The sequence below is a fragment of the Stenotrophomonas sp. 86428_Sma genome (assembly GCF_056481585.1).
On the sequence record NZ_CM151156.1, the window covers coordinates 612,509 to 634,572 of the forward strand.

23 protein-coding genes are annotated in these 22,064 nt (G+C 67.3%); 10 read left to right on the plus strand and 13 right to left on the minus strand.

The features are described 5' to 3' along the window. Window positions 1-93 precede the first annotated feature (93 nt). Genes ACZK3J_RS02745 through ACZK3J_RS02755 form a run of 3 tightly spaced genes read left to right on the plus strand, consistent with a single transcriptional unit; the run spans window position 94 to window position 2,095 of the window. Window positions 94-825 (plus strand): CoA transferase subunit A, encoded by a 732-nt coding sequence (locus ACZK3J_RS02745; RefSeq protein WP_012509993.1) that lies wholly within the window; start codon window positions 94-96, stop codon window positions 823-825. Between the two features lies 1 nt (window position 826). Beyond that, the gene (locus ACZK3J_RS02750) at window positions 827-1,459 is read left to right on the plus strand and encodes a CoA transferase subunit B (protein ID WP_478476398.1); all 633 of its coding nucleotides are present in this window, start codon (window positions 827-829) and stop codon (window positions 1,457-1,459) included. 48 nt (window positions 1,460-1,507) lie between these two features. Next, window positions 1,508-2,095, plus strand: a complete 588-nt coding sequence (locus tag ACZK3J_RS02755) for an alpha-ketoglutarate-dependent dioxygenase AlkB family protein (protein ID WP_100437843.1) — start codon at window positions 1,508-1,510, stop codon at window positions 2,093-2,095. Between the two features lie 4 nt (window positions 2,096-2,099). Here the strand turns inward: ACZK3J_RS02755 and ACZK3J_RS02760 are convergent, their stop codons facing one another. The 4 genes from ACZK3J_RS02760 to ACZK3J_RS02775 are packed head-to-tail and all read right to left on the minus strand — an operon-like array spanning window position 2,100 to window position 5,618. After that, on the minus strand, window positions 2,100-2,741 hold the full coding sequence (locus ACZK3J_RS02760) for an ABC-type transport auxiliary lipoprotein family protein (RefSeq protein ID WP_100437844.1): 642 nt from the start codon (window positions 2,739-2,741) through the stop codon (window positions 2,100-2,102). Next, on the minus strand, window positions 2,738-3,664 hold the full coding sequence (locus ACZK3J_RS02765; RefSeq protein WP_014035909.1) for an MlaD family protein: 927 nt from the start codon (window positions 3,662-3,664) through the stop codon (window positions 2,738-2,740). The genes ACZK3J_RS02760 and ACZK3J_RS02765 overlap by 4 nt, the downstream gene beginning before the upstream one ends. 3 nt (window positions 3,665-3,667) lie before the next feature. Continuing rightward, complete coding sequence (locus tag ACZK3J_RS02770; RefSeq protein WP_478476399.1) at window positions 3,668-4,495, minus strand: ABC transporter ATP-binding protein; 828 nt, start codon at window positions 4,493-4,495, stop codon at window positions 3,668-3,670. Between the two features lies 1 nt (window position 4,496). Beyond that, window positions 4,497-5,618 carry an ABC transporter permease gene (locus ACZK3J_RS02775; protein WP_032127999.1) on the minus strand — a complete coding sequence of 374 codons (1,122 nt, stop codon included), beginning with the start codon at window positions 5,616-5,618 and terminating at the stop codon, window positions 4,497-4,499. Between the two features lie 92 nt (window positions 5,619-5,710). Between ACZK3J_RS02775 and ACZK3J_RS02780 the strand changes: the two genes are divergently transcribed. Further along, a complete protein-coding gene (locus ACZK3J_RS02780; RefSeq protein ID WP_049398420.1) occupies window positions 5,711-6,970 on the plus strand; it encodes a threonine/serine exporter family protein in 1,260 nt (419 codons plus the stop codon). A 114-nt stretch (window positions 6,971-7,084) separates the two neighbouring features. Here ACZK3J_RS02780 and ACZK3J_RS02785 read toward each other — a convergent pair whose 3' ends face one another. From ACZK3J_RS02785 to ACZK3J_RS02795, 3 genes are all read right to left on the minus strand, one after another. Further along, a complete protein-coding gene (locus ACZK3J_RS02785) occupies window positions 7,085-7,468 on the minus strand; it encodes an H-NS histone family protein (RefSeq protein ID WP_049398421.1) in 384 nt (127 codons plus the stop codon). Between the two features lie 223 nt (window positions 7,469-7,691). Then, on the minus strand, window positions 7,692-9,395 hold the full coding sequence (locus tag ACZK3J_RS02790) for a proline--tRNA ligase (RefSeq protein WP_032128001.1): 1,704 nt from the start codon (window positions 9,393-9,395) through the stop codon (window positions 7,692-7,694). 534 nt (window positions 9,396-9,929) lie between these two features. Further along, the gene (locus tag ACZK3J_RS02795) at window positions 9,930-10,304 is read right to left on the minus strand and encodes a DUF4124 domain-containing protein (protein ID WP_100437948.1); all 375 of its coding nucleotides are present in this window, start codon (window positions 10,302-10,304) and stop codon (window positions 9,930-9,932) included. An 80-nt stretch (window positions 10,305-10,384) separates the two neighbouring features. Between ACZK3J_RS02795 and pssA the strand changes: the two genes are divergently transcribed. From pssA to rimI, 3 genes are read left to right on the plus strand one after another with little or no spacing between them, the layout of a single operon-like run. Beyond that, window positions 10,385-11,161: a CDP-diacylglycerol--serine O-phosphatidyltransferase gene (gene pssA, locus ACZK3J_RS02800; protein ID WP_019660986.1), complete on the plus strand. Its 777-nt coding sequence runs from the start codon at window positions 10,385-10,387 to the stop codon at window positions 11,159-11,161. After that, complete coding sequence (locus ACZK3J_RS02805) at window positions 11,158-11,667, plus strand: hypothetical protein (protein WP_100437847.1); 510 nt, start codon at window positions 11,158-11,160, stop codon at window positions 11,665-11,667. The genes pssA and ACZK3J_RS02805 overlap by 4 nt, the downstream gene beginning before the upstream one ends. Continuing rightward, on the plus strand, window positions 11,664-12,161 hold the full coding sequence (gene rimI, locus ACZK3J_RS02810) for a ribosomal protein S18-alanine N-acetyltransferase (RefSeq protein WP_032128003.1): 498 nt from the start codon (window positions 11,664-11,666) through the stop codon (window positions 12,159-12,161). The genes ACZK3J_RS02805 and rimI overlap by 4 nt, the downstream gene beginning before the upstream one ends. A 104-nt stretch (window positions 12,162-12,265) precedes the next feature. On the opposite strand, the gene ACZK3J_RS02815 is transcribed toward rimI, so the two are convergent. From ACZK3J_RS02815 to ACZK3J_RS02835, 5 genes are all read right to left on the minus strand, one after another. After that, window positions 12,266-13,087 carry an EamA family transporter gene (locus tag ACZK3J_RS02815; RefSeq protein ID WP_100437848.1) on the minus strand — a complete coding sequence of 274 codons (822 nt, stop codon included), beginning with the start codon at window positions 13,085-13,087 and terminating at the stop codon, window positions 12,266-12,268. Window positions 13,088-13,221: 134 nt separating this feature from the next. Then, window positions 13,222-16,050, minus strand: a complete 2,829-nt coding sequence (locus tag ACZK3J_RS02820; RefSeq protein ID WP_100437849.1) for a valine--tRNA ligase — start codon at window positions 16,048-16,050, stop codon at window positions 13,222-13,224. A 33-nt stretch (window positions 16,051-16,083) separates the two neighbouring features. Continuing rightward, on the minus strand, window positions 16,084-16,275 hold the full coding sequence (locus tag ACZK3J_RS02825; RefSeq protein ID WP_012510005.1) for a YqaE/Pmp3 family membrane protein: 192 nt from the start codon (window positions 16,273-16,275) through the stop codon (window positions 16,084-16,086). A 19-nt stretch (window positions 16,276-16,294) separates the two neighbouring features. Continuing rightward, window positions 16,295-16,720 carry a DNA polymerase III subunit chi gene (locus ACZK3J_RS02830; RefSeq protein ID WP_032128006.1) on the minus strand — a complete coding sequence of 142 codons (426 nt, stop codon included), beginning with the start codon at window positions 16,718-16,720 and terminating at the stop codon, window positions 16,295-16,297. An 82-nt stretch (window positions 16,721-16,802) separates the two neighbouring features. Beyond that, window positions 16,803-18,281: a leucyl aminopeptidase gene (locus tag ACZK3J_RS02835; protein ID WP_100437850.1), complete on the minus strand. Its 1,479-nt coding sequence runs from the start codon at window positions 18,279-18,281 to the stop codon at window positions 16,803-16,805. A 104-nt stretch (window positions 18,282-18,385) separates the two neighbouring features. On the opposite strand from ACZK3J_RS02835, the gene lptF reads away from it, so the two are divergent. From lptF to ACZK3J_RS02850, 3 genes are read left to right on the plus strand one after another with little or no spacing between them, the layout of a single operon-like run. Continuing rightward, window positions 18,386-19,468, plus strand: coding sequence for an LPS export ABC transporter permease LptF (lptF, locus tag ACZK3J_RS02840; RefSeq protein WP_100437851.1), 1,083 nt, complete (start codon window positions 18,386-18,388; stop codon window positions 19,466-19,468). Beyond that, entirely contained in the window at window positions 19,465-20,571 is a 1,107-nt protein-coding gene (lptG, locus tag ACZK3J_RS02845; RefSeq protein WP_049424937.1) for an LPS export ABC transporter permease LptG, read from the plus strand. Before lptF ends, lptG begins: the two co-directional genes overlap by 4 nt. A gap of 54 nt (window positions 20,572-20,625) precedes the next feature. Continuing rightward, on the plus strand, window positions 20,626-21,498 hold the full coding sequence (locus ACZK3J_RS02850; protein ID WP_478476400.1) for a hypothetical protein: 873 nt from the start codon (window positions 20,626-20,628) through the stop codon (window positions 21,496-21,498). 54 nt (window positions 21,499-21,552) lie between these two features. Here the strand turns inward: ACZK3J_RS02850 and ACZK3J_RS02855 are convergent, their stop codons facing one another. Beyond that, window positions 21,553-22,044 (minus strand): RDD family protein, encoded by a 492-nt coding sequence (locus ACZK3J_RS02855; protein WP_049461829.1) that lies wholly within the window; start codon window positions 22,042-22,044, stop codon window positions 21,553-21,555. Between the last annotated feature and the right edge of the window lie 20 nt (window positions 22,045-22,064).

Genomic DNA, 22,064 nt, shown 5'->3' on the forward strand with positions numbered 1-22,064 from the left:
GCCTGGTGCTCCGTCAATGCTGCGGCGCATCCAGGCCCTTCGCCGCCCTCCAGCTAGAATGCGGTCATCCTCAACGTGCAGGGTAGTACAGCAATGCAGCAATCGACTTCCACCGGCAAGCGCGGCAAGCGCTTCGCCAGTGCGGCGGAGGCCCTGCAAGGGGTGGTCGCCGATGGCCAGACGCTGGCCGTGGGCGGCTTCGGCCTGTGTGGCATTCCCGAGGCCCTGATCGCCGCGCTGCGTGACAGTGGCGCCAAGGGCCTGACCGTGATCTCCAACAATGCCGGCGTCGATGGTTTCGGCCTGGGCCAGCTGCTGGAAACCCGGCAGATCAAGAAGATGATCTCGTCCTACGTGGGCGAGAACAAGGAATTCGAGCGCCAGTTTCTGGCCGGCGAGCTGGAGCTGGAATTCAACCCGCAGGGCACCCTGGCCGAGCGCCTGCGTGCCGGTGGCGCGGGCATCCCGGCGTTCTTCACAGCCACTGGCTACGGCACGGTGGTGGCCGAGGGCAAGGAAACCCGCGAGTTCGACGGCAAGCACTACGTGATGGAGACCGCGCTGCGTGCCGATGTCGCGCTGGTCAAGGCGTGGAAGGCCGACGAAGCAGGCAACCTGGTGTTCCGCAAGACCGCGCGCAACTTCAACCCGGCCTGCGCGATGGCCGGCAAGGTCTGCATCGTGGAAGTGGAGGAGGTCGTGCCGGTCGGCGCCATCGATCCGGACCAGGTGCACCTGCCGGGTATCTACGTGCATCGCATCGTGCACAACCCGCATCCTGAAAAGCGTATCGAACAGCGCACCATCCGCGCGGAGGGCAACTGACATGGCGTGGACCCGCGATGAGATGGCGGCACGCGCCGCCCGCGAACTGACCGATGGTGCCTACGTGAACCTGGGCATCGGCCTGCCGACCCTGGTTGCCAACCACATCCCCGAAGGCGTGGATGTGTGGCTGCAGTCGGAAAACGGCCTGCTCGGTATCGGCCCGTTCCCGACCGATGTCGAAGTCGATGCCGACCTGATCAACGCCGGCAAGCAGACCGTGACCGCACGCGCCGGTGCCAGCTACTTCGGCAGCCACGACAGCTTCGCGATGATCCGCGGCGGCCACGTCAACCTGGCCATCCTCGGCGCCATGCAGGTCACCCACAAGGGCGACCTGGCCAATTGGATGGTGCCCGGCAAGATGGTCAAGGGCATGGGCGGCGCGATGGATCTGGTGGCCGGCGTGCAGCGCGTGGTGGTGCTGATGGAGCACACCGCCAAGAACGGCGAGCACAAGATCCTGACCGAATGCACGCTGCCGCTGACCGGTGTGGGCGTGGTCGACCGCATCATCACCGATCTGGCCGTGTTCGACGTCACCGACAAGGGCCTGTTGCTGGTGGAAGCGGCGCCGGGCGTCAGCGATGACGAGTTGAAGGAAAAGACGGGCGTGGCGTTCGTTCACGGTTGAAGGTCCGGGGCGGCCCGGCTCAGGGACGCCCCATTCTCAGGTAGCACCATGCTTTTCCCTCACGACCTGCCCGATGCCGATGTCCAGCACCTGCCGGGCTGGCTGGCCGCGACCGATGCCGACCGGCTCCTGTCCGTGCTGCAGGCCGAAGTCCCCTGGGAAGTCCACCGCATCCGCATGTTCGGCAACTGGGTGGATTCGCCGCGGCTGAGCTGCTGGATCGGCGATCCGCAGGCGCGCTACCGCTATTCGGGGGCTGAATTCGTGCCGCACCCGTGGCCACCCGCGTTGCAGGCCATGCGTGATCGCCTGCAGGTGGAGGGCCTCGGCCGCTTCAACAGCGTGCTGCTGAACCGCTATCGCGGCGGCGGTGATTACATGGGCTGGCACAGCGACGACGAGCCGGAACTGGGGCCGGCCCCGGTGATTGCTTCGTTGAGCCTGGGCACGGCGCGCCGATTCCTGCTGCGCCGGCGCGATGACCCGGCGCGGAAGGCCGAGTATCTGCTCGGCCACGGCGATCTGCTGGTGATGGCCGGTCAGACCCAACAGTTCTATCAGCACGCGCTGCCGAAGATGGCGCGGGTGCAGGGCGAGCGGATCAACCTGACGTTCCGCTGGATCACGCCGCGCTGATCGATCAGCGCGCGACGGTCGGCTGGTCGGCCTGCCCGCTGGTCAGCGTCCAGCCCACCATCTCCTGTGCCAGCTGCTGCAGGCCGCGCTCGAAGGCCGCGGTCACCGCCGGTACGTCGGTGCTGTCGACCGGCTGCGCCTGGCGGAAGGTGCGGTCAGCCACCACGCGCTGGTCGGCGACGTGGATCAGCTTGGCGTTGACCTCGATCACCACCGTCGGCGTGGCCTGTCCCTGGTAGTCCGATTCGAAGCGGCGCACGTCGGTGGACAGCTTGTAGTCGGCGCGGATGCCGGCGGTGCTGCGGGCCACGCCGCGGATGCGGCCGGAATCCTCGAAGCCGCGCAGCAGGGTGTCCTCGATCATGTCGGTGGCCGGCTGGGCCCAGCTGGCGCCCTTGTAGATCTCCAGCTGCGACGGCGTCGGCCGCACGTTGATGCGCGGACTGTCGACCATGCGCGCGGCGCTGGGTTTGGCCAGTACCAGCTGCCAGCTGGCCTGTGGCCACGCCGGGTCCGCCTTGACCTGCACGGACGGCGAGTACAGCGTCACTGCGGTTTTCTCGCTGCTGCCAAGGATGGAGCAGCCGCCCAGCAGGGTGACCATCGAAGCGGCCAGCAGCAGGCGCGGAAGGGTGGTCGGGCTCATTTGGGTTCGAACTCCTTCGGTGCGTCGCGGCCCAGCAGATAGCGCGCGGGGTTGTTCTCGAGGCGGTCGCTGACCCGGCGCAGGTCGCGGATCAGGCCGCGCAGTTCGGTCAGCGTCGGGCCCAGCTGGCCGAGGCCATCGTTGGCGAAGCTGTTGATGGCAGCGCGGTTCTCGCCAAGGATCGAATCGGCGTTGCCGGCGGCCGAATCAAGCTTGGCCAGAGTGCCGTCGAGCTTGTCGATGATGCCCGGCAGCTGCTGCACCAGGTTCTTGTCCAGGCGCTCGATGGTTCCGTTGGTGGTCTTCAGCGTGGTGTCCAGGCTGCGGGCGGCGTCGCGCGCGCTGAGCAGCAGCGCCTGCGTGCCCTGGTCACGGTCGGCCAGACCACCGCTGATGGTTTCCAGGTTGGCCAGTGTCGCGTTGATCGAAGCCACGTTGCGGTCGCTGAGAATCTGGTCCATGCGCTCGACGATGCGGTTGGCGACGTCGGTGATGTTCTGCAGCGCCGATGGCGTGGTCGGGATGATCGGCGCCGGGTCCTTGTTGACCGTGGTCAGCGCCGGCGACTGTGGCGTGCCACCGCTGAGCTGGATGATCGACGGGCCGGTCAGGCTGGTGATCGCCAGCTTGGCGCGGGTATCGGTCTTGACCGGCGTGTTGGAGTTCAGGCGGATGCGCGCAACCACCTGGCGCGGGTCGTCCGGTACCAGGTTCAGTTCGGTGATCGAGCCCACCGCGATGCCGTTGTACTGCACCGGGCTGCCCACAGACAGGCCGGTCACCGCTTCGCGGAACACCACGCGGTATTCCTGCCAGGTGCGGTCGGAAGAGTACTTGGCGGCCCACAGGCCGAAGGCCAGCAGGGCCAGGCCGGTGATCAGGGTGAACGCGCCGATCAGCACGTAGTTGGCTTTGGTTTCCATGGCTCAGGCACTCTCGATCTGTTCGCCACGCGCGGCGCGCGCGCGGGGTCCGTGGAAGTATTCCTGGATCCACGGATGATCCAGTTTCTCGATGTCAGGCAAGGGTGCGTTGGCCACCACCCTGCGGTCGGCGATCACCGCTACCCGGTCGCAGATCGCGTACAGCGTGTCCAGGTCGTGGGTGATCAGGAACACGGTCAGCCCCAGCGCTTCCTGCAGGGTCTTGATCAGGCGGTCGAATGCAGCCGCACCGATCGGGTCGAGGCCTGCGGTCGGTTCGTCCAGGAACAGCAGCGGCGGGTCCAGCGCCAATGCACGGGCCAGGCCGGCGCGCTTGCGCATGCCACCGGACAACTGCGAGGGCAGCTTGTTGATCGCATCGGCGGGCAGGCCGGCCAGCTTCACTTTCAGCAGCGCCAGTTCGTAGTGCCAGCGCTCGGGCAATTCGCGGTGGTGTTCCTTCAAGGGCACCTGCACGTTCTCGCCCACGGTCAGCGAGGAGAACAGGGCACCGTCCTGGAACAGCACACCGGTGTTGCGCTCGATGTGCTGGCGGCTCTCGGCATCGTCGGCACGCGCGTCGCGGCCGAGCACTTCGATCTGCCCGGCATCGGGCACGCGCAGGCCGAGGATCGAACGCATCAGCACCGATTTGCCGGTACCGGAGCCACCGACCACGCCCAGGATCTCGCCGCGGCGCACGTCCAGGTCCAGGTCTTCATGCACGGTCTGGCTGCCGAAACGGTTGACCAGCCCGCGCACGCGGATGGCCAGCTCGTGGCCGTTGTCGTCCTGCATGGGAATTTCTTCGGGCGTCGCATGCGTGCTCATGTCACCAGTCCATGTGCATGAACCACAACGCCGCGAAGGCGTCGATGATGATCACCAGCGAGATCGTCTGCACCACGCTGGAGGTGGTGCGTTCGCCGACCGACTGCGCAGTGCCTTCGACCTTCAGGCCTTCCAGGCAGCCGATCAGGCCGATCACCAGCGCGAACACTGGCGCCTTCGACAGGCCGACCAGCATGTGGCGCACTTCCATCGTCTCGTGCATGCGCGCGATGTACATCTGCGGCGGAATATCCAGGTCGAACGCACCCACCGTGATGCCGCCGGCCAGACCGGCGACCATGGCGATGAAGGTCAGCAGGGGCAGGGTGACCAGCAGCGCCAGCAGCCGTGGCAGCACCAGCAGGTCGATCGGGTCCAGGCCCAGAGTGCGCATCGCATCGATTTCCTCGCGCGCCTTCATCGCACCGATCTGCGCGGTGAAGGCGCTGGCGGTGCGGCCGGCCAGCACGATCGCGGTCAGCAGCACCGCGAACTCGCGCAGGAAGGCGATGTTGACCAACTCGACCACGTAAATCTCGGCGCCGAAATCGCGCAGGATGGTCGAGCCGAGGAAGGCGATCACCGCGCCGACCAGGTAGGACAGTAGCGCCACCAGCGGTACCGCATCCAGCCCGACCTGCTCCATCTGGTGCACGGTGGCGGTCAGACGGAAACGGCGGGGTTCCTTGACCAGGCGTGCGGCCTTGACCAGGTTCTCGCCGAGGAAACTGCACAGCGCTTTGATGTTGTGGCCGGTGGCATGGACGCTGACACCCAGCCGTTCCAGCGCGGCCAGCACGCCGAAATCGCGCTTGGGCTTGGGCCGGTCGTCGGCCACTTCCTCGATGGTGCACACCAGCGCCTGGTGGTCCGGGCGGAACTTCAGTGCGTCCTCACCGAGGTCGGCGCGATGGGCCACGCGCAGCACCTGCAGCACGCCGGCCGAATCCATCTTCTCGATGGCGGTGGCATCGATGCCGGTCAGCGTGTCGGGAACGCCGCGCAGCACTTCGGCCGCGGCCAGCGCGGTCTTCAAGGTCCAGGTGCCGGACAGGCGGATCACGCCCGGGTCATGGGCATCCTGTTCGAGCTGGGGGGCGTGGTTCGGGGTCACTTGGGCCATTCGGGTCGCAGCATAACCGTTCTGTATTGGGCATCGCGTCGAACTCGGATGAATTTCTCCGGTAAGGCCCAGCCTAGGTAATACTACGGCGCATGTCCGCAGACGCTCACACGATCCCCACGCCCCAGGCCACCTACGCGCAGCGCGTGGCCTTCGTTTCCGAGATCGCCGGACGCCTGCACAGCTACGGCACAACGGCCCAGCGCCTGGAAACGGCAGTGGTGGCACTGGCCCGCCAGCTCGATCTGGATTGTGAACCGTGGTCGAATCCCACCGGTATCATCCTCAGCTTCAGCGACCCTGCGCAGGCGATCGGCTCCAGTGACATCACCCGCGTGATCCGCCTGGCCCCCGGCGAGAACGACCTGCACAAGCTCAGCGTGGCCGATCATATCGCCGAGGAAGTGGCCAACGGGCGGATGAGCATCGCCCAGGGCCACACCGCGCTGCGCCAGCTGGACAAGGATCCGGGCCGGCGCGGCAAGCTGCGCACCATCCTTTCGTTCACCCTCGGCGCGGCCGGTGTGGCCGGCATGTGGAAGCTGCCGTGGCTGGACATTGCCACCGCCGGTGTCATCGGCCTGATGATCGGCCTGCTCGGCATGGTCACCGACCGTCGCCCGGCCACCCGCGAAGCCGCCGAGGCGCTGGCGGCGCTGCTGGCCGGCCTGGTCGCCACCCTGGTGGCGTCCTTCATCGGCGCGCTCAACCTCAACACGGTGATCATCGCCTCGCTGGTGGTGCTGCTGCCCGGCATGTCGCTGACCAATGCGGTCAATGAGTTGGCCAGCCAGCACTGGGTGTCGGGTACCGCGCGCTTTGCCGGCGCGCTGACCACCATCATGAAGCTCAGCGTCGGCGCGATGATCGCGGTGACCCTGGCCGACGTGCTCGGGCTCGATCCGGTGATCCGCGCCACGCGGCCGCAGGGGCCGTGGGTGGAGTGGGGCTCACTGCTGACCGCAGCGTTTGCCTTCGCGATGCTGTTCAAGGCCAACCGCCGCGATTATCCGTGGGTGATCGCCGCCTCGGTGGCTGGTTATGCCATCTCCAAGTTCGGTGGCCACGCCTGGGGCGCGCCGGCTGGCATCTTCCTGTCGGCGATGCTGCTGACCGCCGGTGGCAATCTGTTCGGCCGCCTCGTCGGCCGCCCGGGCGCAATCATCCGCCTGCCCGGCATCATCATGATGGTGCCCGGCAGCACCAGCCTGCGCGGCGTGCTGACCCTGGTCCAGCAGCAGGACGTGGGTGCCGGCCAGAGCGTGTTCCTCACCGTGCTCAACGTGGTGATGGCGCTGGTCGCTGGCCTGCTGTTCGGCAACCTGCTGATGCCGGCCCGCAAAACCCTGTAATCGCCCTCTGGGCTGCTTCCTGTGGGTGTGGACCGTTGGTCCACACACCTTTCCTTTCCGGGGAATGAAAACGCCGGCTTTCGCCGGCGTTTTTCATTGCATCCCGATCCGGCCTCAGGCCTTCTTGATCAGGAAATCTTCCGGCTTCTTGTTGCCCTTGGCGGTCAGCTCGGCCATCCAGCGCGGCTGCTTGCCACGGCCGGTCCAGGTTTCCTTCGGATTGGCCGGGTTGCGGTACTTCGGCGCAACCTTGCCCAGCTTGCGGCCAGCGGTCTTCGACGGTGCCTTGGCGGCCTTGGCCACCTTGCGCGCGCGGGGGGCCGGGGCGTCGCCAAACAGTTCCTCGATGGTGTAACCCTCGGTCTTGGCCAGCTTGGTCAGCTGTGCCCGGACCTTGGTGATCGGCCGGCGCTTGGCGACGATGGTCTGCTGTTTCTTGGCGGTGCGGATCAGGGCGCCCAGCTCGCGTGCCGACAGGCCGGTCAGGTCAATGCTCATTTACGGTTACTCCGGAAACTAATAAGTGGACGGGACGAGCCAGTCCCTGGCGTCGCGGGACAGAATAAAGATGAATTAATCCCAGCACAAATGCAGAGCGGTCATGGCCTGGCAGCATCCCGGCTGCATTGCGTCGATTTTGACCGGATTATGTCCGCTGCAATATTGCTCAAATGGGCGTCAGGCAAAAAAAAGACCGGGGCATGCCCCGGTCTTTTCCTGATCAACCCTGCAGGCGCTGCAGCAGGGTGGCCTTGTCCAGGCTTTCCGCTTCGCTGGCGCGGCGCGAACGGTACTCGTAGGTGCCGGCGGCCAGGCCACGTTCGCTGACCACCACGCGGTGCGGGATGCCGATCAGTTCCATGTCGGCGAACATCGCGCCCGGGCGCAGTCCACGGTCGTCGAGTGCCGCGTCCAGGCCCGCATCGCGCAGCTCCTGCAGCAGGTTGGCCGCGGCGTCGGCCACGGCGGCGTCGCCCTTCGGGTTGATCACGCACACCACCACCTGCCACGGCGCCATCGCGTCCGGCCAGATGATGCCGGCATCGTCATGGTTCTGTTCGATCGCGGCAGCCACCACGCGCGAGATACCGATGCCATAGCAGCCCATCGCCATCACCGCGGCCTTGCCGTTCTCGTCCAGAACGGTGGCATCCAGCGCTTCGGCATACTTGCGGCCGAGCTGGAACACGTGGCCGACTTCGATGCCACGGGCGATCTTCAGTTCACCACCGTCCAGCGCGCGGTCACCGGCACGCACGTTGCGGATGTCGGCCACTTCCGGTTCCGGCAGGTCGCGGCCCCAGTTGACGCCAGCCAGGTGGAAACCGGCTTCGTTGGCGCCGACGACGAAGTCGGACATCGCCGCCACTTCGCGATCGGCCACCACGCGGATGGCCTTGGCCGGGGCGACCGGGCCGAGGAAGCCCGGCACGCTGCCCAGGTGCTCGGCGATTTCCGCCTCACTGGCGAAGCGCTGTTCGTCCAGGCCGGCAACCTTGGCCAGCTTGATCTCGTTGACCTCATGGTCGCCGCGTACCAGCAGCAGCACGAACTGCTGTGCCTTGCCTTCGCCGGCGATCAGCGCCACCGATTTCACCGTGCGCTGCAGGTCGATGCCGAGCAGCGCCGCGACATCCTCGCAGGTCTTCTGGGTGGGGGTATCGACCTTGCGCATGGCTTCGCTGGCGGCCGCACGCGGTGCCGGATCGGCAGCGATCGCCGCTTCCATGTTGGCCGCGTAGTCCGAACCGGTGGAGAACACCAGCGCGTCTTCGCCGGAATCGGCGATGACGTGGAATTCCTGCGACGCATCACCGCCGATCGCGCCGGAGTCGGCCTGCACCATGCGGAAGTCCAGGCCGAGGCGGGTGAAGATACGGCTGTAGGCCGACTTCATGTTCTCGTACTCGCGCACCAGGCACTCATCGTGCAGGTGGAACGAATAGGCGTCCTTCATCAGGAACTCGCGCGAACGCATCACGCCGAAGCGCGGACGGATCTCGTCGCGGAACTTGGTCTGCACCTGGTAGAAGTTGACCGGCAGCTGCTTGTAGCTGGACAGCTCGCTGCGCGCGAAGTCGCAGGCGGCTTCTTCGGCGGTCGGGCTGTAGCAGAACACCTGGTCCTTGCGGTCCTTGATCTTCAACAGCTGCGGGCCGAACTTCTGCCAGCGGCCGGTCTGCTCCCACAGTTCCTTCGGCTGGATGGTCGGGATCTGGAATTCCACGGCACCCGCACGGTCCATTTCCTCGCGCACGATGCGCTCGACCTTGCGCAGCACGCGCAGGCCCAGCGGCGACCAGGTGTACAGGCCTGATGCCAGCTTGCGGATCATGCCCGCGCGCAGCATCAGCCGGTGGCTGGTCAGCTCGGCGTCGCTGGGGGTTTCCTTGGTGGTGTGCAGGTGGAACTGGGAGAGGCGCATCGTCGGCTTCGGATAACGGCAGAGACGCCTATTCTGCCAGCCCGGCCGGGGGGAGGGGTATCGGCAGGGCTGCGCCCTGCACCCGCCTCAAGCAACGTCAACTGCAACTGCAACAGCGGGCTTCCCGTGGGATGGCGGGGTGGGTCCGGTTGCGGGGGACGCCGTAATACGTCCCTGTGGCTCGGTCGCGCCATCGATGGCGCTCAGGCCCCCGCAACCGGACCCACCCCGCCTTCGTTTGTAGGGCCGAGCCATGCTCGGTTGCTGTTCGATCAATTCTCGAACTATTCAATTTCCATGGAGATTCATCCACGCATGGCGTGGATCTACTGACCACCGGGAATCTGTCGGGGGTGGGGCGGTGTCGGATTGCGGGGTGTCAGCCGCATGGATGCGGCTGCCAAGCCTACAGGGACGTACTTGCGGCGTCCCCGCACTCCGACACCGCCCCGCCATTCCACGGAATGCCCGCTCTTGACGTTGCCCTTGCTACCGCCTCTGCGGGTGCAGGGCTGCAAGCCCTGCCGATAACCCTCACTCCGCCGGGCAGTAGGCCTTGATGGCGGCTTCAGCCAATCCCTTCTGCGCGCTGCGCTGCTCCGGAGCCAACGGGGTATCGGCCTTGCCATCACCATCGGTGTCCTGCATCACCTGGCCGCCGCCGTCCAGCAGGGCCAGGTTGGCGCGGGCGGTGCTGCACTGCTCGGGCACCGGCGCGGCCGGGGTCTCGGCGCTGGCCGCCGCCTGGGGACTGCGCGCCTGCGCCCGGGTCTCGAACTTCCTGCCCGCCGGCGGGGTCTCCGAATACTGGGTCACGCCATTGGCGTCCTTCCATTTGTAGACCGGGCCGGCCACGGCGTTGGCACTGGCCAACAGCAGCAGGCATCCAAGGCAGGACAGGGCACGCATGGCAAACTCCACGGAATGGGCGTAGAACGCCGATTGCAGCATTGGCGCCGAGCACTGGCAAGTCGATTAAACTGGATTCCATGGACCCGATCACACCGCCGCCGCGTTCGCGCACGATTTACCTGCTGCCCAACCTGTTCACCACCGCCGGCCTGTTTGCCGGTTTCTACGCGATCATCGCCGCGGCCAACGGGGACTTCGTCAACGCCAGCATCGCCGTGTTCGTGGCGGCGGTGATGGATGGCCTGGATGGGCGCGTGGCGCGCCTGACCGGCACCAGCAGCGAATTCGGCGTGCAGTACGACTCGCTGGCCGACCTGGTCAGCTTCGGCATGGCCCCGGCGCTGGTGATGTACCACTGGTCGCTGTCGTGGCTGAAGTTCGACGACCCGCTGCTGGGTCGCGTCGGCTGGGCCGTGGCCTTCCTGTATGCCGCCTGCGCGGCGCTGCGCCTGGCCCGCTTCAATACCCAGGTAGCGGTGGTCGACAAGCGCTGGTTCGTCGGCCTTGCCAGCCCGGCCGCAGCCGGCCTGATGATGTCCTTCGTCTGGGCGTTCGCCGATGGCAACCTGGGCTGGGACGGCAACCAGCTGCGCTACGTGGCGCTGGCGGTGACGATCATCGCGGCGCTGCTGATGGTCAGCCGCATCCGCTTCTGGAGCTTCAAGGGCGGCGGCGCCAAGGGCACCCGCTCCGACCGCGTGCCGTTCCTGGTACTGGCCCTGGTGCCAGTGGCGATCGCCATTGCGGTCATCGATCTGCCGCGCGTGCTGTTCGCGGTGGGCATCCTGTACGCCTTGTCGGGCCCGGTGATGTGGGCCGTGCAGCGCCTGCGCAAGAAGCCCGAGGCCGCGTGAGCGAGGACCTGCCCGTGCTGTGGTCACCGGCCCAGCAGGCCTGGCTGCAGGCCATGGGCTACACCGTCTATCACGACGGCCAGCTGGCCGCCGAGCTGGATGCCGCGCTGCAGCTGAGCGTGGCCGACGCCGAGGCGGCTGCCACACCAGCGGCGGAGCAGGCGCGGGCGTCAACCGCACCCGCGCGCGAACCTCTGGCTGCGGCCGCACCGGTTTCCCGCCAGGAACGCCCGGCGCCAGCGCGTCGCGAGACCCCGGTCAGCGCACCGGACACCGCGCCCGCGGCTGCCCGGCCGCTGCCTGGCGGCAATGCCCGGCAGCCGGTGGTGCGCCTGCCGGATCGCCTGCAGATCGCCTTGCTGCGCGCGTCCGGCTGCAATCCCAATGATCCGGCCACGCAGGCGCTGATGGACAGCTGGCCGCTGGACCAGCTGCGTCAGGACCCGGCCGCCAAGCGCGCGCTGTGGCCGCAGCTGCGCGCCCTGCGCAAGCGGGGTGCGCCATGAGTGCGGTCAGCCAGCCCGGTCCGGTCAGCCTGCGCGCGCTGCGCGAGAGCGACCTCAACGCGGTGATGGCGATTGAAGTACGCGGCTATCCGTTTCCCTGGACCCGCGGCATCTTCGTCGACTGCCTGCGTGCGGGCTATCCGGGCCTGGCCATGGAGCGTGATGGCCAGCTGATCGGCTATGGCGTGCTCAGCATCGCGGCCGACGAGGCCCATGTGCTGAACGTCTGCATCGATCCACTGACGCAGTCGCGTGGGCTCGGACGTCAGTTGCTGCGCGCGCTGGTACAGCTGGCCGGCGACCGCGGGGCGCAGCGTGTGTTCCTGGAAGTGCGTCCGTCCAACACACCTGCGCTGGCCTTGTACCACAGCGAAGGCTTCAACGAGATCGGTCGCCGCCCGCGTTACTACCCGGCCGCACAGGGCCGCGAAGACGCGGTGGTGATGGCGATCGAACTGGTCGACGGCGACCTGCAGGCGATGCCGCCGCTGTAACGGAGCAGGGTTGCCGGCCAGCGGCCGGCACTACCGATGGATCTCCGCTGTCATCGATACATCACCTACCGTGGTAGGTGCCAGCCTTGGTTGGCACGCTTTCCTCACGCCAGCCGCAGTGCCAACACCCCCCCGACGATCAACGCCGCCGCCAGCCAGCGCGCGCGCGGAATCCGTTCGCGCAGCAGGAACACCGAGATCAGCAACGCGAACAGGATCGACGATTCGCGCAACGCCGAGACCATCGCCACCGGCGCCTGGGTCATGGCCCACAACGCCATCGCATACGAGGCGGTGGTGCCGACGCCACCGGCCAGCCCCAGCGGCCAGTGCTGTCGCGCATAGTCCAGCACCGCGCCGCGGCGCGTGTACAGCGCCCACAGTGGCAGTGGAATGCCCGACAGCAGGAACAGCCACAACGTATAGCTGAGTGCGCTGCCGGACTGGCGCGCGCCCTGCGCATCGACCAGCGTGTAGGTGGCGATCATCGCCCCGGTCAGCAGCGGCAGGCGCAGCTGACCGCCACGTGCACCCAATGCCATGCACAGGATGCCAGTGCTGACCAGTACGACGCCCAGCCACGCTGCCGGCGGCAGCTGCTCGCCCAGCAGGGTGCCCGCCAACGCGACCAGGATCGGCGCGCTGCCACGCATCAGCGGGTAGGCCAGGCTCATGTCGACCTGCTGGTAACAGCGTGCGACCAGGCCGTAGTAGGTCACCTGCAGCAGCACCGACGCGCTCAGCCACGGCCAGCTGTGCGCGGCGGGAAATGGCAGGAAGGGCAGGGCGGCAGCCGACAGCAGCGCGGCACTGCCGGTCACCAGTACGGTGCCGAGGAACTTGTCCGGCCCGCGCTTGACGATCGCGTTCCAGCTGGCGTGCAGGGCTGCAGCGGCGAGAACCAGCAGGAAGATGGAAAGCGGCATCCGCCGATGATGCCATGCGGGAGAAATGGAAACGCCGGGCATCGCCCGGCGTTTCCGATTCCGCTTCGGTAGGTGCCAACCTCTCCCACCGTGGTAGGTGCCAACCTTGGTTGGCACGCACCAGAGTGACGCGCTTACAGCTTCGCGCGCTGTTCGCGCAGGCCGGCCAGCTGGGTGTTCCAGTCGACCAGGCGCACGCGTTCCTGCTCGACCACCGCCGGCGGCACCTTGTCGGTGAACTTGGCGAGCTTGGTTTCGCTCTTCTCCTGCTCGCCTTCCACGCGCTTGATCTCCTTGTCCAGGCGGGCACGCTCGGCGTCGAGATCGACCAGGCCTTCCAGCGGCACCAGCAGCTTCAGTTCACCGACGATCGCGGCGGCAGCCGGCGGTGCACTTTCGCCTTCAGCCAGCCACTGGATGCTGTCCAGCTTGAGCAGGAACGACAGCGAGGCGCTGAAACGTTCGATGCGCACGCGGTCCTGCTCCAGACCGGCCTGCAGGCGCAGCGGCACCAGCTTGGACGGGGCCACGTTCAGTTCGCTGCGCACGCGACGCACGGCACTGATCACCGCCTTCAACCATTCCACGTCGGCTTCAGCCTGAGTGAAATCGCCTTCGAACTCGGCGGCGGTCGGGTAGGGGCGCAGCGACAGCGTGGTTTCGGCCAGGCCCAGGCGCGGGGCCAGCTGCTGCCACAGCTGTTCGGTGATGAACGGCGTGAGCGGGTGCAGCAGGCGCAGCAGCGCTTCCAGCACGTACAGCAGAGTGTGGCGGGTGCTTTCGGCGTCGGCGGCATCGGCACCATTCAGTGCCGGCTTGCTCAGCTCCAGGAACCAGTCGCAGAACTCGTTCCAGGCGAACTCGTACAGGCACTGCGCCAGCAGGTCGAAGCGGTAGTTGGCGTAGTGGCCCTGCGCCTCGGTGGACACCGCCGCCAGGCGCGCCAGGATCCAGCGCTCGGCATCGGTGCGCGGCGTCGGCACGCCGGTGAACGCTGCACTCTCGGTGTTCATCAGGGTGAAGCGGCTGGCGTTCCACAGCTTGTTGCAGAAGTTCTTGTAGCCCTCGGCGCGGTTCATGTCGAACTTGATGTCGCGGCCGTGGGTGGCCAGCGCGGCGATGGTGAAACGCAGCGCATCGGCACCGTGGGCAGCAATGCCGTCCGGGAATTCCTTGCGGGTGGCCTTCTCGATCTTCTCCACCATCTTCGGCTGCATCAGGCCCCCGGTGCGCTTGGCGACCAGATCGTCGATGGTGATGCCGTCGATGATGTCCAGCGGATCGAGCACGTTGCCCTTGCTCTTGGACATCTTCTGGCCCTGGCCGTCGCGGATCAGGCCGGTGAAGTAGACGTCCTTGAACGGGATCTTCCCGACCAGGTTGTCGGTGGCCATGATCATGCGCGCCACCCAGAAGAAGATGATGTCGAAGCCAGTGATCAGCACCGACGACGGCAGGTAGCGGTCGAAGCCGCGCTCGGCCATGGCCTGTTCGTTCGGCCAGCCCAGGGTGGAGAACGGCCACAGCTGCGAGGAGAACCAGGTCTCCAGCACGTCGCTTTCCTGGTTCAGCACCACGTCGCTGCCCAGGTTGTGCTTCGCCCGCACTTCCTCTTCGCTGCGACCGACGTAGCAGCTGCCGGTGGCTTCGTCGAACCACGCCGGAATGCGGTGGCCCCACCACAGCTGGCGGCTGATGCACCAGTCCTGGATGTTGTTCATCCAGTGGCGGTAGGTGTTGATCCAGTTCGGCGGCACGAAGGAAATGCTGCCGTCTTCGACCAGCTCCAGGCCACGCTTGGCCAGGTCGTCCATCTTCACGAACCACTGGTCGGTCAGGTACGGCTCGATCACCTGGCCGGTACGGTCGCCGCGCGGCACCTGCAGCTTGTGCGCCTTGGTCTCGACCAGGATGCCCAGGTCTTCCAGCTCAGCCAGCACGGCCTTGCGCGCGGCGTAGCGGTCCAGACCCTGGAAACGCTCCGGCGCGTTCTCGTTCAGCGCCGCCACCGGGGTGAACAGGTTGATCATGGGCAGGCTGTGGCGCACGCCCACTTCATAGTCGTTGAAATCGTGCGCCGGGGTGACCTTGACCACGCCGGTGCCGAAGGCACGGTCCACGTAGTCGTCGGCGATCACCGGGACGCGGCGGCCGGTCAGCGGCAGCACCACGCTCTTGCCGATCAGGTGCGCATAACGCGCGTCTTCCGGGTGCACCATCACCGCGGTATCGCCCAGCAGGGTTTCCGGGCGGGTGGTGGCGACGACCAGGTAGTCGCGGGTTTCGCGCAGGGTTTCCACGCCGTCGGCATCGCGCTCGACGTGCTCGTAGCTCAGGCCCTCATCCAGGGTGTAGGCGATCGACCACAGGAAGCCGTCTTCCTCGGCGCTTTCCACTTCCAGGTCGGAAATGGCGGTCTTCAGCACCGGGTCCCAGTTGACCAGGCGCTGGCCGCGATAGATCAGGCCCTGCTCGTACCAGCGCACGAAGGCCTCGTTGACCGCCGCCGACGGCTGCGGGTCCATGGTGAAGGTGCTGCGCGACCAGTCGGCGGAGGTGCCGAGGCGGCGCATCTGGCGTTCGATGGTGTCGCCGGACTGCTGCTTCCACTCCCAGACCTTGCCGATGAAGCCTTCGCGGCCCAGCGAATCGCGGGTCTCGCCCTTGCCTTCCAGCGCCAGGTTGCGGCTGACCACCATTTCGGTGGCGATGCCGGCATGATCGGTACCGACCTGCCACAGCGTGTCGTAGCCACGCATGCGGTGGTAGCGCACCAGCGCGTCCATCAGGGTCTGCTGGAAGGCGTGGCCCATGTGCAGGGTGCCGGTCACGTTCGGCGGCGGCAGCAGGATGGTGTAAGGCTCGCCCGTGCCGGACGGCTTGAAGTGGCCGGCCTTCTCCCAGGCCTCGTAGAGGTCGGTCTCGAAGGACTTCGGGTCGTAACTGGAGGCGAGTTGGGTCATGCGGGGGAACCGGTAATCAAGGCGGAAGGGAGATCAGCGCGGCCCGAGGGCGCGCCGGATCTTCTGGTCGGTGTGGTACTGGCTGACCGCGTAGGCGGCCCAGATGGCGGCGGGCAGCCAGCCGATCAGGGTGATCTGCAGGATCAGGCAGACAATGCCGGCAAACGGCCGGCCGATGGTGAAGAAGGACAGCCAGGGAAGAATCAGGGCGATCAACAGGCGCATCAAGGGGTCCTCGCTGGACTTACATGTCGTGCTTGTTCAGGTCGTAACCGGCGGTCTTGTACTGGCGCCAGCGTTCGCGCAGCGGTTCGCGCGCTTCCGGGTCGGCCGGAACCACTTCCAGCACGCGCTCGCACTCGCCCAGCCAGGGTTCATCGCGCAGGTTGATCACCAGCGGGCGCGCCGGTGCCTCGGTGCCCGGCACGGCGATCAGCACCAGGGCTTCTTCCTCGTCCATGTCCTCGCCGGCGATCTGGTGCGGGATGTAGGCATCGTTGTCGAACGCCCACAGCAGTTCGTCCAGCTCCTCGGCCTGGGCCTGGTCGCGGGCCAGCACCAGGGTGAACAACCCGGCGTCGTTGGCCTTGCGCGCCAGCTCGCAGACCAGGCGCAACGGCTCGGTCAGGAAGCGGGGCTTGGCGATCAGGTAGAAGTCGGCGCGGGGCATGGCAGGGTCCGGGTCAGGCAGGGGCCCGGCAGTGCCGGGCGAGGCCCTGGCCGGCGGGCGCCGGCCAGGGTCGGGTACGGCATCAGGCGCGGGCGGCCTGGTCCAGCAGCCACTGGCTCAGCAGGCCGACCGGGCGGCCGGTGGCCATGCCACGCTTGCCTTCATCGCTGGCCACGCCGGCGATGTCCAGGTGGGCCCAGCGCTGGCCTTCGGCGAAGCGCGACAGGAAGCAGCCGGCGGTGATCGCGCCGGCCCAGCGGCCGCCGATGTTGTAGACGTCGGCGAAGGTCGAATCCAGCATCGGCTGGTACTCGTCCCACAGCGGCAGGCGCCAGGCGCGGTCGAACACCTGCTCGCCGGCGGCCAGCAGCTCGTTGGCCAGGTCGTCGTGCTTGCTCATCAGGCCGGCGGTCTGGTGGCCGAGGGCGACCATGCAGGCACCGGTCAGGGTGGCGACGTCGACCAGCGCGGCCGGCTCGAAGCGCTGCGCGTAGGTCAGCGCGTCGCACAGGATCAGGCGGCCTTCGGCGTCGGTGTTGCCCACTTCGATGGTCTTGCCCGACATCGAGGTGATCACGTCGGACGGGCGGTAGGCGTTGCCATCGATGGCGTTTTCCACCGCCGGCACCACCACCACCAGGTTCAGCGGCAGCTTGGCCTTGACCGCAGCGACGAAGGTGCCGATGACGTTGGCGCCACCGCACATGTCGTACTTCATCTCTTCGATGCCGCCCTGGGTCTTCAGGTTGACGCCACCGGTATCGAAGGTGATGCCCTTGCCGACCAGCACGTACGGCTTGGCGTCGCCGCCACCGGACCACTTCAGCACCACCAGGCGCGGGCGGTTGGCCGAACCGCGGGCCACGGCCAGCAGCGAGCCCATGCCCAGCGCTTCCATCTGGTGCTCGTCGAGGATCTCGGCTTCGGCACCGTCGTGCTCGCCGGCGAACTTCACGCCGACCTCGGCCAGATGGGCCGGGGTGCAGTAGTTCGGCGGCAGGTTGCCCAGCTCGCGGGCGAACTCGACACCGGCGGCGATGGCCTGGCCCTGGGCCAGGGCCTGCGCGTCGTCACCGGCGATGGCCAGCTGGGCCAGGCCGGCGTCGTCGGCCTTCTTCTTGCCCAGGGTGGCGGTGTAGCGGTACGCGGCATGATCGGCGGCGATCACCGCCTGGCGGATCGCCCAGGCCGCGTCGCGGTCCTTCACCGCCACTTCGGACAGGGTGAACAGTGCGCTGCGGGCAGCACCGACCTTCAGCGCGCGCACGGCGTCGCCGACGGCCTTCAGGTACTGCGGCACGCCGAAACGGGCGACTTCGCCGAGGCCGACCACCAGCACGCGCGGGGCGGTCACGCCCGGCAGGTCATGCAGCAGGGTGGTGGCGCCGGTCTTGCCGGACAGGTCGCCGCGCTGGGCCAGGGCGGCCAGGCGGCCACCGCTGGCGGCGTCCAGGGCCTGTGCGGCCGGGGTCAGGGTATGGTCGGCATACGCGCCAACCACCAGGCAATCGACGGTGGCGGCGGCCGGAGCAACGTGGTTCAGGGTGAATTCGAGGGCCATTGAGCAGATTCCATTGGCGAGTCCGTACAATCGCAGGCCGTTTACGCCCAGACAGTAGACTGGGCGGCACCGCGAACGAACCCCAGAGTTTAAACCACCGCCCCATGCTGAAGCTCGACCGATACCTGCTGGGCGATTTCGTCCAGAGTTTCCTGGCTACCCTGATCGTCCTGCTGGTGGTCAGCGTGGGCGGCGTGCTGGTGGACATCCTCGGCAACATCGCCGACGGGCGCCTGCCGGCCAAGCTGCTGTTCTCGCAGCTGGGCCTGCAGTTCATCGCCTACCTGCCGCTGATCCTGCCGCTGGCGCTGATGCTGGGCCTGCTGCTGGCCATCGCCCGCCTGTACCGCGACTCGGAAATGGCGGTGATCACCGCCATTGGTGTCGGCCCCAAGCGACTGCTGCGGCCACTGCTGATGCTGGTGGTGCCGGTGGTGGCCCTGGTGGGCGCCTGCTCGCTGTGGCTGGGCCCGTGGGCCGGCCGGGTGGCCGAGCAGATGATCATCGAGGCCAACCGCAGCGTGCTGATGGCCGGTCTGGAGCCGGGCCGCTTCACCCCGTTGCCCAATGGCGGCGTGGTCTACCTGTCCTCGATCTCGCCCGATGGCACCCAGCTGGGCAAGGTGTTCCTGCAGCGCCAGAAGGATGACCGCCTGGAGGTGGTGTCGGCCAATGGCGGCCGCATGTTCTTCGAGGGCACCCGTCAGCGCTTCCTGGAGCTGGATGACGGCCACCAGGTGGAAGGGCCGGTGGCCGGTGGCCTGGACTACCGCCTGGCGACCTTCGCCCGCAATGACGTGGCCCTGCCCGATGGCGCGCAGACCCGCACCGAGGATGACCCGGAACTGATGCCGACCCTGCAGCTGATCGGCGATGAGCGTCCGCAGGCGCAGGCGCAGCTGCACCGCCGCCTGGCACCGCCGCTGATCGCGCTGGCGTTCGCCCTGCTGACCGTGCCGCTGGGCCGCAGCTCGCCGCGCCAGCAGCGCTACGGCCGCATGATGCTGGCGCTGATGGCCTACATGGTCGGTACCAATCTGATGTTCATCGGCAGCGGCTGGATCGCCAACGGCAAGATCCCCCCAGCGCTCGGCCTGTGGTGGTTGACCCTGCCGTTGCTGGCGCTGGCAATCTGGATGTATGCACGTGATGGCCGCCTGGGCCGCTCGAAGGGAGCCCGCGCATGAGGCTGCGCCCGATGCGTTTCGACCTGTACCTGGGCCGGTCGGTGTTCACCACGGTGCTGCTGACCTGGGCCGTGCTGGTTGGCCTGGACGTGGTGATGGCGTTCTCCGGCGAGTTCAAGGACATCGGCAAGAACGGCTACACGCTGGGCCATGCCGCCGCATGGGTGCTGTACACGGTGCCACGCCGCGCCTACACCATGTTCCCCACCGCCGCGGTGATCGGTGCACTGATGGGCCTGGGCCAGCTGGCGGCGACCTCGGAGCTGACCGCGCTGCGAGCGCTGGGCCTGTCGCGCAAGCGCCTGAGCGTTTCAGTGGCGATCGCGCTGTCGCTGCTGACCGCGGTGATGGTGTTCAGCGCCGAGACCCTGGGCCCCTGGGGCCAGGACCGCGCCGATGCGTTGAAGTCCAGCGCCAAGTGGGGGCGGGATATCGCCACCAGCCGTTACTCGGGCCTGTGGGCACGCGAGGGCGATACCTTCCTCAACGCGCAGAGCGGCGAGGAGCAGCTGGTCGGCGACAAGGGCACGCGCCTGATCCTGCGCGACGTGCGCCTGTACCGCATCGCCGAGAACGGGGGCATCGCCTCATTGACCCATGCCGACACCGCCGAGCATGACAGGGATGGCTGGGTGCTGACCGGGGTACGTCGCGATACCTTCGGCGAGCGCTCGGCGACCCGCCAGGAAATCGCGCGCGAACCGTGGAATTCGAAGCTGGATGCGGCCGCATTGGCCACCGGCATCGCCAAGCCGCGCAACCTCAGCCTGGCCGAACTGAGCACCAGCATCACCTACCGGCAGCGCAACGGGCTGGACGCGCGTGACTTCGAGGACGTGTACTGGAGCCGCTGGTTCTACCCGTTGAACGTGCTGGCGCTGTGCCTGGCGGCGGTGCCGTTCGCGTTCGGTTCGCTGCGCAGCGGCGGCATGGGCAAGCGCCTGTTCCTGGGCATCCTGTTCGCGCTGGGCTTCTGGCTGCTGCAGCTGTTCTTCGGCCGCATGGCCGGCGCGCTGAAGTTCGATTACCGCATTGCCTATGCGCTGCCACCGATCGTGATGCTGGCGGTGTCCGGACTGCTGTTCCGGCGCAAATCGGGTTGATTCCCAGGGAGCCGGGCAAGGCCCGGCTGTTTCCGTTTCACTTCAAGGATGAACATGAGCTTCCAACGCTTTCTGCCGTACATCGCGGCCGTGCTGCTTTCTGCCGGCTGCAGCCGGTCCACCGTCGACTTCGAGATCGACAACCCGACGGATGCACCGCTGACCTTGTCGGTCGACCAGCAGGTGCATACCCTGCCGCCGCATACCTCCATGCCCCTGGTCCTGGAGCTGGGCCAGTACCGGCTGCAGAGCGAGAAGATCGGCAGCGTACGCATGGTTGTCTACGCCGACGGGATCGGCGGGCTGATCAACCCGGCCATGGCCGAGTACGTGATCGTCACCGAGCAGTACGTCACCAGCAAAACCAATACCGGCAACCTGGCATCGAAGATCGAACTGAACGATGTGGAGATCGAGGGTCCCTACGTGAAGGCGACCGGCTTCTTCATTCCGCGCCGTTGGGACGCAGGACTGAAGGACGAACTGCCTGACACGGTGGTCTCCAGCAGCCCGGATACCTCGTCCGACTACCGGACCAAGCTCTACAATGTGCCTGGCTTCTTCGAATACCTGGATGCCGGGGACGAGCTGAAGGAGGCTTTCGGGCCGGATGGCTACCGGCCGCCGGCAGCATCGGTGGCTTTCACTGCCGCCCAGCTGCCGCCGCTTCCGGCGGCCTATGAGGCCCAGGGCAAACCGATGCGCGAGCTGTACGCGCAGTACCTTGCCGCAACCGATGCAGGCGAGCAGAAGCGCCTGAAGAAGGCCAGCCTGAAACTGTGGCAGGAGTTCGTGAAGACCCGTGCGCAATTGAGCGGACAGTCGCCGGTGGCCGATGATGTGCAGGCCAATGCGTTTGCGTCCGCCTTCTTCGACCTCTGGACGCAGCCGGCGGTGATCCTGCCGGACCCGGCGCCAGCCGGCTGATCGCTGCGTTGATCGTGTAGAGCCGAGTCCATGCTCGGCTCTACACGTGGTGCATCACCGCTTCGGCATGCGCATCAGGCGGGTGCCGCTGGCGCGGTCGTGCCAGGTCAGGCGGTCGCGGTCGACCCATGCCCACCAGAACCCCAGTCCACCCAGCAGCAGCGACAGTGAGCCCACCGCGAAGCGCAGCCACAGTTGGCCGCGCCGCAGCGGCGTGCCATCGCTCGATTGCAGTTTCAGCCGCCACGGTCGCATGCCCAGCGTCTGTCCGCCACGGCGCCAGCTGGCCGTGGCGTACCACCCCGTGATTCCCCAGCACACCGCCCACAGCAGCCACTGCCAGGCACTGAACGGTGCGATGTTCTCGCGCTGCGCGTGGCCGCTGAAGGTGTAGGCGAGGGTGAACAGCGTGCCGGCCAGCATCCACAGCGCCAGCACCGGCAGTGCGTCGTAGACCATCGCCAGCACGCGCCAGGCCAACAAGGCACGTGGGCGGGGCATTTCGGTAGCGGCCGCAGGGGCCGTGTCGGTGGCGGGGCGGGACATGCGCCGAGCATACGCAAAGC